The 11,750-nt window shown below is 42.4% G+C and carries 14 protein-coding genes and 1 pseudogene; 9 read left to right on the top strand and 6 right to left on the bottom strand.

The window, feature by feature from the left end:
• Window positions 1-21 precede the first annotated feature (21 nt).
• From NX903_RS01900 to NX903_RS01910, 3 genes are read left to right on the top strand one after another with little or no spacing between them, the layout of a single operon-like run.
• Complete coding sequence (locus tag NX903_RS01900; protein ID WP_014478873.1) at window positions 22-387, top strand: hypothetical protein; 366 nt, start codon at window positions 22-24, stop codon at window positions 385-387.
• 44 nt (window positions 388-431) lie between these two features.
• A complete protein-coding gene (locus NX903_RS01905) occupies window positions 432-1,025 on the top strand; it encodes a DUF5819 family protein (RefSeq protein ID WP_128737519.1) in 594 nt (197 codons plus the stop codon).
• Between the two features lie 8 nt (window positions 1,026-1,033).
• Window positions 1,034-1,996 carry a hypothetical protein gene (locus NX903_RS01910; protein WP_063336086.1) on the top strand — a complete coding sequence of 321 codons (963 nt, stop codon included), beginning with the start codon at window positions 1,034-1,036 and terminating at the stop codon, window positions 1,994-1,996.
• A gap of 415 nt (window positions 1,997-2,411) precedes the next feature.
• Here the strand turns inward: NX903_RS01910 and NX903_RS01915 are convergent, their stop codons facing one another.
• From NX903_RS01915 to NX903_RS01930, 4 genes are all read right to left on the bottom strand, one after another.
• The gene (locus NX903_RS01915) at window positions 2,412-2,678 is read right to left on the bottom strand and encodes a hypothetical protein (RefSeq protein ID WP_009966591.1); all 267 of its coding nucleotides are present in this window, start codon (window positions 2,676-2,678) and stop codon (window positions 2,412-2,414) included.
• 103 nt (window positions 2,679-2,781) lie between these two features.
• Window positions 2,782-4,059, bottom strand: a complete 1,278-nt coding sequence (locus tag NX903_RS01920) for an Nramp family divalent metal transporter (RefSeq protein ID WP_003234364.1) — start codon at window positions 4,057-4,059, stop codon at window positions 2,782-2,784.
• Between the two features lie 229 nt (window positions 4,060-4,288).
• Window positions 4,289-4,546: a GlsB/YeaQ/YmgE family stress response membrane protein gene (locus tag NX903_RS01925; protein ID WP_003246519.1), complete on the bottom strand. Its 258-nt coding sequence runs from the start codon at window positions 4,544-4,546 to the stop codon at window positions 4,289-4,291.
• Between the two features lie 77 nt (window positions 4,547-4,623).
• Complete coding sequence (locus NX903_RS01930) at window positions 4,624-5,052, bottom strand: DUF2188 domain-containing protein (protein WP_144486924.1); 429 nt, start codon at window positions 5,050-5,052, stop codon at window positions 4,624-4,626.
• A gap of 117 nt (window positions 5,053-5,169) precedes the next feature.
• On the opposite strand from NX903_RS01930, the gene NX903_RS01935 reads away from it, so the two are divergent.
• From NX903_RS01935 to NX903_RS01950, 4 genes and pseudogenes are all read left to right on the top strand, one after another.
• Window positions 5,170-5,988, top strand: a complete 819-nt coding sequence (locus NX903_RS01935) for an EcsC family protein (protein ID WP_086343472.1) — start codon at window positions 5,170-5,172, stop codon at window positions 5,986-5,988.
• 128 nt (window positions 5,989-6,116) lie between these two features.
• Window positions 6,117-6,488 (top strand): annotated as a pseudogene (gene gsiB / locus NX903_RS01940) (glucose starvation-inducible protein GsiB).
• A 132-nt stretch (window positions 6,489-6,620) separates the two neighbouring features.
• Window positions 6,621-6,962: a cupin domain-containing protein gene (locus NX903_RS01945; protein ID WP_017697014.1), complete on the top strand. Its 342-nt coding sequence runs from the start codon at window positions 6,621-6,623 to the stop codon at window positions 6,960-6,962.
• Entirely contained in the window at window positions 6,956-7,315 is a 360-nt protein-coding gene (locus NX903_RS01950) for a YdbC family protein (RefSeq protein ID WP_024572056.1), read from the top strand. The genes NX903_RS01945 and NX903_RS01950 overlap by 7 nt, the downstream gene beginning before the upstream one ends.
• Window positions 7,316-7,351: 36 nt before the next feature.
• On the opposite strand, the gene NX903_RS01955 is transcribed toward NX903_RS01950, so the two are convergent.
• Window positions 7,352-8,173 carry a manganese catalase family protein gene (locus NX903_RS01955; protein ID WP_024572055.1) on the bottom strand — a complete coding sequence of 274 codons (822 nt, stop codon included), beginning with the start codon at window positions 8,171-8,173 and terminating at the stop codon, window positions 7,352-7,354.
• Between the two features lie 84 nt (window positions 8,174-8,257).
• A complete protein-coding gene (gene dctB, locus NX903_RS01960; protein ID WP_086343474.1) occupies window positions 8,258-9,310 on the bottom strand; it encodes a C4-dicarboxylate TRAP transporter substrate-binding protein DctB in 1,053 nt (350 codons plus the stop codon).
• 69 nt (window positions 9,311-9,379) lie between these two features.
• Here dctB and dctS point away from each other — a divergent pair, with 69 nt between their 5' ends.
• Both dctS and dctR read left to right on the top strand, forming a co-directional pair.
• Window positions 9,380-10,987: a two-component system sensor histidine kinase DctS gene (dctS, locus tag NX903_RS01965; protein WP_086343475.1), complete on the top strand. Its 1,608-nt coding sequence runs from the start codon at window positions 9,380-9,382 to the stop codon at window positions 10,985-10,987.
• Window positions 10,977-11,657: a two-component system response regulator DctR gene (gene dctR, locus NX903_RS01970; RefSeq protein WP_014478888.1), complete on the top strand. Its 681-nt coding sequence runs from the start codon at window positions 10,977-10,979 to the stop codon at window positions 11,655-11,657. Before dctS ends, dctR begins: the two co-directional genes overlap by 11 nt.
• Window positions 11,658-11,750 lie beyond the last annotated feature (93 nt).

Below are 11,750 nucleotides of genomic sequence, written 5' to 3' on the forward strand. Positions count from 1 at the left end.
AAGTATAAGGGGAATTAGATTATGAAAAAAAAGTTATTTAGTACAATTTCAATAGGGGTATTAGGAGTAACATTTTTTGCGAATTCTTATACAACGCAAGCTGCACCAGAGCATATTAAACAGGTAAAACATATTGAATTAAATACTGGTGAAGATGAATACACAACAAAAAATGCATTTGCTGCTGGAGTTGCTGCCGGTATTGTTAGTGCAGCAGTTTATGATGGCATTAAAGCCGCTGGAAATTGGTTGGGAAAACAAGCAAACAAAGCTAATGCACAATCTATATATAGTGCAGCTCCTGCTAGAAAATATGCATGTTATATAGTGAATCCTCAAGATCACAAGGATATTGATATTTCAGAAGTTGCGGAATTTGGTAGGTAAAAAGGAAGGGGCCTCCCTTCCTTTTCAAATGGAGGTTGTATAATTTGAAGACAAAGAGGAAATATAATTTACTTGTTTTGTTCCTTTCTTTATTAGTAGTATTCCATACAATAATAATGATAATGTATAACTTGCCGTTAAATCCTGTTAACTTTAAGCATGAGAAATTAATTTCAACGTATATGAATCCATTATTTACTCAAAACTGGCAATTATTTGCCCCAGATCCGGTAAGCACAAATAACAATATTATCTGCAGGGGGGTCTTTACAAATAATAAAGGACAAAAAGAATATACTGAGTGGATAGATATTACAGAAAGTTATAATGCAGATATTAAAAACAATTTATTTTCACCAAACAGATTAATGAAAACTGCGCTTTCTGGTGCTGTCTTTGAGGTTCAACCGTATCTAAAGCTGAATGATAAAAAGAAGAATAAACAATTAATTGAGAACGAATACATCCGAATTATATCTAGTATAGCTGTGAAAAAAATAGAGAGAAGTAAGAAAGTAAAATTAGAATCATTAGATGTTAAGTTGTCTATAGAATCGTTTCCTGAGTATGGAAAGAAGGGGAAGTCAAAATTTAATGTACAGCAGTTCCCCCATATCAATTTACTAACAAAGGAATGAGATTTAATTTGAAAATTATTTTAAATAAGTTCAGAAATTTTAATCATTTAATGTCAAATAAAATGCATTATTTAATAGGTTCAAGCATCTTAAGGATATTTATTGGATTACATATTATGTTTACTTATTTAATTCACTTTGCTCAAAGGAATGAAATATGGGGACCTAATGCTTTTTATTCATTTGAAAAATGCTTTGAAGCTTATGGTTTTACTTCTCTATATCTTTTTAGTGACTCACAGTTATATTTTGAGTTTATTTTTATAAGTGGAATAGTCATTAATACTCTGTATATATTAGGGTATAAAATGAGAATAGTCAGCATCATAAATTTTATTTGGGTTTGGTCTTTATATCAAAGGAATCCTTATATACATGACGGTGGTAATAATATTCTTATTCTTATTATGTTGTATCTTATTTTTGCATCCTTAGGTGAGTTTTTTACTATTCATACTGAATCCCGTTCGAAAGAAAAGTCTAAAGTTACTATTATTATTCACAATTTCTCAGTGATGATTTCAATGATTCAAGTGTCTTTACTTTATTTTTTTGCGGGCTTTAACAAAGCGCAAGGAAAAATGTGGACCCATGGGACCGCACTTTACTATATACTACAGGTTGATGAATATAGTATAAACAAAGGGTTTACAAATCTCGTTATTGATAACCCTTATCTTCTAGTATTAGGAACATACTCAGCATTGTTTCTCCAGCTAATGTTTCCAATATTAGTTTGGAATAGGTATTTTAAAATTCCCCTGCTTATAGGTTCAATTCTTTTTCATTTATCTATAATTATATTTATGGGTCTTCTTCAATTTGGTGTTATAATGATAGCCCTTGATTTATTGTTTATAACGGATACGGAGTATAGGAAATTGTACAAGTTTTTATCACGAATTTATGATAAGTTTAAACTGAAGTTTAGGAATATTTTCAACCAAAAGTTAAGAAATCCCACCATTTAAAATATCGTTTAAATGTTAATGTCAGACTGTTATAATCATTATGTCTTTTCAATCCAATTTAGGGGGAAGGGGTTTTATGTTTGATTACATTAAGATTATTATTTATTTAATCGGATCAATTGGAATGATCTACGCTTGTTATCACGATTATAACTATGCAAAAAAAGGACAAAATGACAAGTGCATATTTTTCAAAAATAAACGATTAAGTGGAGTAGTGCTATTTTGTTATTTGTTTTTATTTTTAGCTAATCTTAAGGACTTCTTGTTTTTGTTAATTAACACGAAATAAATACAATTGTATAGTTAAAAGACTGTCGATGTGAGTCGGCAGTCTTAATTTTACCTAGTCAATTATTTTCGTCCTTGTATGTTTATTCTTATCAAATCTTACAGACTTCTTCTCATAATAGGGTTATTTTTCTTTTTTCTTCAGCCCGAAGAAAAAAGGAAAAGCAGAACCGACCAAGAAGGTGCCGAATAAAAACATGCCGCCGATAAACACGTGGAAATTTGTGTGTCCGGCCGTAAACGCCGTGATTAGGGAAATGATACTGAGCACGATCATGGCAATGCCGGGCGCGACTCTCATTTTTCCCTTGGATTTATGGGCAGCAACAGAACATAAAATGCCGATAACAATAGGAACAATCCACAAATAAAACAGAATAAATACTGACATCATCAAAACTCCGATTTTTCTTCTATCATAACAAATTTCTGTCAAAAAGGGTATCAATGAGCTTTTGTGAAAAAATAAAAACCGGCTTTAGAAGCCGGTTTTTTTATCGAAACGTATCTACAATTAAAAACACATTCAAAGCAACGATCAATACAGCAATCAGCCAAGACACCACTGTGATCCATTTGGCGTTGATCAGAGATCCCATGATCCGTTTATTGCTTGTAAACATAATAAGCGGAATGAGGGCAAAGGCGATCCCGAAGGACAGCACGACCTGGCTCAGTACGAGAGCGGTCGTCGGATTAACACCTGACGCGATGATCAAGATCGGCGGAATGATCGTGATAAAACGCCGTACATACAGCGGAATGCGGTAGTTGATAAATCCTTGCATAATCACGTCGCCTGAAAGTGTGCCGACAGACGAACTGGATAGACCGGCAACGAGCAGCCCGATCCCGAATAAAGCCGCAGACATAGGGCTGACAAGATGTCCGAATTGCTGAAATGCGACGTCGAGATCCTCAACAAACAGGCCGTTTTTGAAGAATAATGCGGCAGCCACAATCAGCATACTTGCATTAATAGCCCCTGCAATCAGCATCGCTATTAAAATATCAATAAATTCAAATCTAAAGATTTTTTTCCGTTCTGCATCAGTTTTGCCAACCACCCGCCGCTGTGTAAGGGCAGAGTGTAAATAAATGGCGTGCGGCATAACAGTTGCGCCAAGAATACCCGCTGCAAGAAGCACACTGTCAGTGCCATGAAACGCCGGGACAAAAAGGCCCTTCATCACTGACACGGCATCAGGCTTTGCGAAAAAGGTCTGCAGCGCAAAGGCGATCACGACCACAAACAGCATACCAGCAATACCGGCTTCAAGTGAGCGATAACCGCGGCGCTGAAGCTCCAATATCGCGAAAGAACCGATCGCAGCTATAATAGACGCTTCAAGCATCGGAATGCCGAACAGCAAATACAGTCCCAGAGCCGCTCCGATAAATTCCGCCAGATCAGTTGCGATAATGACCAGCTCGCCCTGAATCCATAATCCGATCGAGACAGGCTTCGGGAATTCTTCACGGGCAACCTCAGGCAGATTTTTGCCTGTCGCAATACCGAGTTTGGCGGATAGGGATTGAATTAAAAGGGCCATGATATTAGAAAATAAGATCACCCATAAGAGCATATATCCGTATTTAGAACCCGCCGAAATATTCGTTGCGAAGTTGCCGGGATCAATATAGGCAATGGCTGCTATAAATGCAGGGCCGAGAAAAGGGAGCAGCCCTCTGAATCCTCTGATTTTCCCGTCAAGCGCATCTTGGACGGCTTTGGAACGGGGAGATTGTGCTGTGATGTCCTTGTTCATCATGTCTCACCTGAATTCTGTTTGTTTTTGCCGTACAACAAAGAGTTTCCTTAAGGCAAATTATTTTATCTACATCATATGACCATCCCGGTTTCTTGTCAACCGAAAATGTTCAAAATACACTTCTGAATTTTTCCCTGTTATGTAACATGATATGTAGGGATTCGGGATAAGGTCCCATATAAAAAGACATCGTTTCAGTTCGAAACGATGCCTTCTGTATCTAATGAGTCTAGGCTTCCTTCCGCAGCCCGCGGAATATAAGGCCCAGCAAGAATACGAAGATGGCTGCCCCGATGATGGCCGGGAAAATAGCAAAGCCGGCGAGGCTCGGTCCCCATGTGCCAAGAAGTCCGTGCCCAATCCAAGCGCCGATCAGCCCGGCAATCATAGAGCCGAAAATTCCTCCCGGCAGCCGGTTTCCTACAATGGCGCTCCCAATTAATCCGATAACAATAGCAACAACTAATGAAACCAAAAAGCTAAGCATCATGATCACCTCTCATAAATGATTTACCAATCAATAACCGCTCCTGATCATTTCGAAACACCTAAAAGCATATTCCTTTATGATCCTGTTTTAATCTTTCTCTGCACACTGCCGTCAGCTAAATGAACAATGACCTCAGTGCCTTTATGCGCCGCGATTTCCTTTGCATCCTTGATTTCAGACACGCGTTTGGCGCCCTCGGCTTTGACTGCCCAGCCTTTTTTATGCTTAATAACATGTTCTGCTTTGTTCATGAGCTCGGAGCCGCTGCCGCTGCTTGGATCAGCATCGCGTTCTGTCTCATCATCATGCGTCAGGAAATCATCAATTTCATCTGTAGAGGCGTTTTCCGCCCATTCCTTCGCTTTGCTTGTCGCAATTGGAATCGCGCGCCCTTCCTCATAGCCTTCATCAATCATCGCATTCGCAATGTCTATCGCCTTTTTTCTCACCGGCTTCTCAAGATTTTTTAATGAAGCAGGATAATCCTTCATCGACCAAGGCATGTCCATCACTCCTTTTCCTTTTATAAAAATGGTACCCGCAGGTGAAAAATAAAAACGCATCCGAAAAAATGAAGGTATACTATATAGTAGAAAAAACGGAAGGGAAGTGCGGATTGGGTGCCAACAGAACGAAAAGAAGACTTACATCAGCAATTAAAAGAGATAGAGAAATGGGAAAAAGATCAGCAAAAAGTCTGGTTTTGGGAAAAGCTCAGCCGTCTCCCGTTTCAGCTGCTGGACAAGCTGACACCGGAATTCATCCAGAAAAAGATCGGCAAGCTCTTGGATGAGGTCGGCAGCTTTGTTCAAACAGGCGGACAGTACCTGACATCTGAAAAACAGATTATCAGGATGTTTCAAAAGAAACTGCCGGAGGAGATCTTTGAATCGCTGGAGGACGTCCGGAAAGCGCCTCTTCCTGTCATGGATGAAATTGCGGAAGGAATGGGCAAAAACAGAACCAACGCAGCAACCGTTCAAGGCGCGACAACCGGTGTGGGCGGCGTGTTTACGCTGGCGGCAGACATTCCGGCAGTGCTTGGCTTATCACTAAAAACATTACAGGATATCGCAGTCGCATACGGCTATGACCCAAAGGAGAAAAAAGAACGCGTCTTCATTGTGAAATGCCTGCAGCTGACGTCGGCTGATGTTGTCGGCAAAAGATCGATTTTGCAGGAATTAAAACACTACGATCAAGACCGTACATATAAGAATGTCGCTTCTCAAATCCAAGGCTGGCGAGAAGTCGTTTTGGGCTATCGAGACACGTTTGGCTGGAAAAAACTTTTCCAGATGGTGCCGGTTGCCGGAATGGTTTTTGGCGCCGCTGCCAATCGCTCAACATTAAACGACATTACCGAGACAGGCATGATGCTGTACAAAAAGAGGCGCATTCTTGAACGACTGAAAGAAACAGAACGAGAGATGGAATAGTAGAAAGCAGACGGACACCGCGATCCGCCTGCTTTTTTTAGTGGAAACATACCCAATGTGTTTTGTTTGTTTAAAAGAATTGTGAGCGGGAATACAACAACCAACACCAATTAAAGGAGGAATTCAAAATGGCAGACAATAACAAAATGAGCAGAGAAGAAGCAGGTAGAAAAGGCGGAGAAACAACAAGCAAGAACCATGACAAAGAATTCTATCAAGAGATTGGTCAAAAAGGCGGAGAAGCCACCAGCAAAAACCATGACAAAGAATTCTATCAGGAAATCGGCGAAAAAGGCGGAGAAGCCACTAGCAAGAACCATGACAAAGAGTTCTATCAAGAAATCGGTGAAAAAGGCGGAGAAGTCACTAGCGAAAATCATGATAAAGAATTCTATTAAGAAATCGGCCGAAAAGGCGGAGAGGCAACAAGCAAAAATCATGATAAAGAATTCTACCAAGAAATTGGCTCAAAAGGCGGAAACGCCCGCAACAACGACTAATCAAAAGCATAAAGGCAGACAACCTGTAAATAAAAAAGCGATCCGGCACATCAGCTGGATCGCTTTTTTTTTGGAATCTTCTCAATTTATGCCACTATTGCGATACAATAAGTGAAAAAGGGGTTTTCGCTAATGTCCAAGATGCAAAACTTGCTCGCCATCGCAAATGAAGTCAAAGAAAAGCACGCCAATTTTTCAATCTCAGAGGTCAACGACCACTGCGTGCGCCTTGCGGTGTTTACGGGAGAATATGACTGGCACCATCACCCTGACTCAGACGAATTGTTTATTGTTCTTGAAGGGGAGCTGCTGATCGATTTTAAGGACAAAGAAACCGCGGTGCTCAAAGCAAATGACAGCCTGCTGATCCCGAAAGGCACGGTTCACCGCACACGCTCTTACGTCAGAACGGTAAATCTCTGTGTGGAGCATAAACAAGCCAAAACCGTCATCATAGAGGAGCAGCCATGCTAATCAAAAAGATGATATGTGAAGTAGACGCTGCAAACGCTGAAGCATTTGCAAAAGCGCAGTCACAGTGGGGAGCATTATCGCATATAAGCGGCTTTATCAAACAGGCCGGCGGCTGGCGAAAAACGATAGACGAGCCGCTCACCGCAGAAATCATCAGTGTATGGGAAAACAGAGAAGCCTATGATCATTTTATGGAGAACGAACATGACAGCATATACGAGGAAAACGATCAGAAGGCTGTAATTCTTTCGATAGAGGTGACGGTGTACGAAGAGGATAAACCGTTCGTTCACGATCTGTTACATAACCCCGATATCCGGTACGAACCAAACTGGACGGTTCTGAAGGCATAATCAAAGCCCAAAACATCATGTTTTGGGCTTGTCTCTTTACTCGCGTCCCGGAAGTGTATTATGAACATAAGGCGGTGCTGGTTTTAACTCCGGTTTTTCTCCAAACGTTTTTGCCTCTTTCACATATTCAAAGGCTTCTCCGTCCGGCGCTTTTTCATTTAGCCAGTTTTGCTTGGCGCTTTCTTCGCCTTCAGAGAAATTGATAAGCTGATGTGAGAACTCTTGTTTTTCGAGCGCTTTCGGGAAGGTACCCGGCACAACCGGACCTTCCTGTGCTTCTAATTCTTTAATGGCGGCAAGCCATTGATTCTGGTGCATTGTGTCACGCGCCAGCAGGAAGCTGAGCATATCTTTGACGCCTTTGTCATCCGTCATTTCAAACAGGCGTGCGACCTGCAGACGGCCCTGTGATTCTGCATTCAGGTTGGCGCGGAAGTCTGCCAGCAGGTTTCCGCTTGCTACGATATAACCGCCGCTCCAAGGTACGCCTGTACTGCTTTCCGGCATGGCGCCAAGTCCTGATACAATCGCATGGTGAGGGTTCATGCCGCCCAGGATGGAGCCGATGACCGGATCTTCAGCAGCTTTTTCCTGCTGATCAAGAGGGGCATCCTCAAGAAGTCTGGCAATCATCGTTGCGATCATTTCAACATGCCCGAGCTCCTCAGTTGCCGTATCCATCAGCAAGTCCTTGTATTTTTCATTTCCTCTTGTGTTCCAGCCTTGAAATAAGTACTGCATGGCAACTGAAATTTCTCCGAATTGCCCGCCTAAAATTTCTTGCATTTTTTTAGCGAATAATGGATCTGGACGATCTGGTTTAGCAGGATGCTGCAGCATTTTTGTGTGCTTAAACATGTACCCATCTCCTTTTTCGTTTATCTCTTTTTATATTTCCGATCAATAGAAAGATAAACGAAAAACAGCGTATCGAGATGGGAACTATGAATCTTTTCGCAGCTCCAACAGTTCCCGGATCAGCTCCCGGCCAAAGATGGGCTCATACTGCCGATAAACAGGGTCAAGACGCTTCATCCATTCTTGTTTCTCTTTATCTGACAGCTCATAAATATGTATAGCAGAATTCTTTTTGATTTCTTCCAGCTGCTCCTTGTTCATTTGTTCGGCATACGTTTCATTCCACTCCGTCGTCTCCTTCATCGCTTCAGTCAAAATGCGTCTTGTTTCTGGTGTTTGCGCCTTCCAGAAGTGTTCATCAGTCATGACAGCGTAGCCGAGGTAACCGTGGCTGCTTATTGTCAAATAGTCCTGAACATTATAAAATTTTTTAGAATAGATGTTTGAAATTGTATTTTCTTCGCCATCGACTACATTGTTTTCTAACAGCTGAAAGGTAGAATTGAAGGATTCCTGATGAGGTGTTGCGCCAAGCAGCTTGAACTGATCCTCAATCACATCGCTTTGCATAATGCGCAGATCCTGCCCTTTTAAATCATCCGGTGTTTTGACCGGCCCTTGATTTGTTGTGATTTGCTTAAAGCCGTTCGTCCAATAGGCCAGTCCTTTTAATTGTTTTTTCTTTAGAGAATCAAACAGCTGTGTGCCGATGCTTCCGTTCAGCCCTTTTTTGACGGCATTGTAATCTGTAAATGCATACGGCAGATCAAGCACTCCCCATTCAGGCGAGAGCATGCCGAGCTTCGATGTGGAGGGGGCGATAAATTGAACATCGCCGTTTTGCAATGCTTCAATTTCTTCAATGTCCGAGTACAGGCTTCCATTCGGAAATACTTCTATTTTTATTTTCCCGCCTGATTTTTCGTTCACCAGATCAGCGAATTTATTGGCGGCCAGCCCTTTTGGCGTATTTTCAGCAACCACGTGGCTGAATTTAAACACGATTTGATCCTGCAGGCCTTCCTGGTCGTCATCATAAACAATCTTTTTATTGCCTGTATGATCATGGAATCCGATAAATAAAGCGGTTGCAATTCCAGCGATCATCAGTGCGAGACATGCAAGCAAACTCTTCATGAAAAGCCCTCCCCTATGTTAAGGATAATGGGGGCAATGACATTCGTAAAGACCTGAAAGGAGAAGCTGATGAACAAAAAGAAGCTCTCAATCCGTTGGAAAATCACGATCTTATCCTATATACTCGTCATTTTCTCCTTTTTGATCGGCGGCATTGTGCTCATCGGCAACATTCAGCATACAGAGGAGCGGGAGCTGAAAAAGCGGCTGATGAATACGGCCCGGACGGTGTCAGAGATGACAGAAGTGAAAGAAGCCTTGGCGCGAAAAAAACAAACAGAAGCTGTTCGCCATGCGGTTGAAAAAATCAGGATGATTAATGAAGCAGACTATATTGTCGTCATGGATATGAATCACATCCGATATACGCATCCTGTCAGCACAAGCATTGGCAAGAAATCAGAAGGTGCAGACGAGGAGGCAGCGTTTGCGGAGCACATTTATTTCTCTGAAGCAAAGGGCGAGATCGGCACGGCGGTTCGCGCTTTTTATCCGGTTAAGGATCAAGACTTGAACCAAATAGGCGTGGTGCTTGTCGGAAAAACGCTGCCGGGGATCGCTGACATCCTGCTTCATTTAAAGCGTGATATCGCATTCATCGTTGTGCTGACACTCGGCTTCGGCCTTGCTGGTTCCTTTTTGCTGGCCCGCCATATCAAAAAACAAATGTTTCAGCTTGAACCCCATGAGATTGTCCGAATGTATGAAGAACGGACAGCGACGTTTCACTCGATGAATGAAGGGGTGATCGCCATAGACAATCGTCTCATCATTACGATTTTCAATGAAAAAGCGAAACAGATCTTTGAAGTGCAGGGGGATCTGATCGGCAAGGTGATTTGGGAGGTTCTCAAGGATTCGCGCCTGCCCGAAATCGTGGAGCGGAACAAAGCGGTTTATAATGAAGAAATTCGTGTCAGCGGAAAAGTCATCATGAGCAGCAGAATTCCGATCGTCATGAAGAAAAAAGTGATCGGCGCCGTTGCGATTTTTCAGGACAGAACGGAAGCGGCCAAGATGGCAGAGGAATTGACTGGTGTCAGAAACTTTGTGGAGGCGCTCCGTGTCCAAAACCATGAGCATATGAATAAGCTGCACACGATCGCCGGTCTCATCCAGCTGGGGAAATCTGAAAAAGCCTTGCAGCTTGCGTTCCAGGCGTCAACTGAGCAGGAAAATGTGACTGAATTTCTGCACCGCTCGATTCAAAATGACGCTGCGGCAGGCCTTCTATTAAGTAAAATCAGAAGGGGAAGAGAGCTCGGCATTGCTGTTCATATAGATGAAAACAGCAGTCTTCAGCAATTTCCCGAGCATGTTGATCAGCATGATATTGTCGTGCTTTTGGGGAATCTGATTGAAAATGCCTTCGGCTCATTTGAAACCGTTCAATCTGAAGACAAACGAATTGACATTAGTATCGAACAAACGGATGATATCCTTGCTATTTTAATAGAAGATAACGGCTGCGGAATTGATCCGGCACATATGCCTCGCCTTTACGACAAAGGTTTTACGGTCAATAAAACTGGCGGCACAGGCTATGGCCTGTATCTAGTGAAACAAATCATAGACAAAGGATCGGGCACGATAGAAGTTGATTCACATGCGGGGCAGGGGACATCTTTTTCTATCGTTTTTCCAATGAAGGGGGAGGAAGCACAGCATGGCTCGTAAAGAATGGAAGGTTCTGCTCATTGAAGACGATCCGATGGTTCAAGAGGTCAATAAGGATTTCATTACAACTGTTAAAGGCGTTACTGTCTGTGCAACGGCAGGAAACGGAGAGGAAGGCATGAAGCTGATTAAAGAAGAACAGCCGGATCTCGTCATTCTCGATGTGTACATGCCGAAAAAAGACGGCATCAAGACCTTGCAGGAGATCAGAAAGCAAAAGCTTGAAGTGGATGTCATTGTCGTCTCCGCTGCAAAAGACAAGGAAACGATCTCACTCATGCTGCAAAACGGAGCGATTGACTATATCTTAAAGCCGTTTAAGCTTGAGCGAATGAGACAGGCGCTCGAAAAGTACAAGCAATATAAACAAAAAATCGAAGCGAATGATACGCTGTCCCAGGAACAGCTCGATGCGATCCTGAATATTCCGCAGCAGGCCGTACAGGATCTGCCGAAAGGGTTGAATCACTTCACGATGAATGAAGTCACTGCTTTTTTGAAACAGCAAACCGCATCCCTTTCTGCTGAAGAGGTCGCCAAGGCGCTCGGCATCGCCAGAGTGACAGCCAGACGATATCTTGATTACTTAGAAAAAACCGGGATCATCAAATTGGACGTTCAATACGGCGGAGTCGGCCGGCCGGTCAACCGCTACGTGTTAAAAGGATAAACCTGAGACCAAAAAGACCAAAATGTCCGTTATGATCATAAACTTCCCCAGACGTTATGAAAACGCTATCATTCTAGTGAGAAAGACACAAAA

This window comes from Bacillus sp. FSL R5-0576 (genome assembly GCF_038004765.1).
Taxonomy (GTDB): Bacteria; Bacillota; Bacilli; order Bacillales; family Bacillaceae; genus Bacillus; species Bacillus subtilis.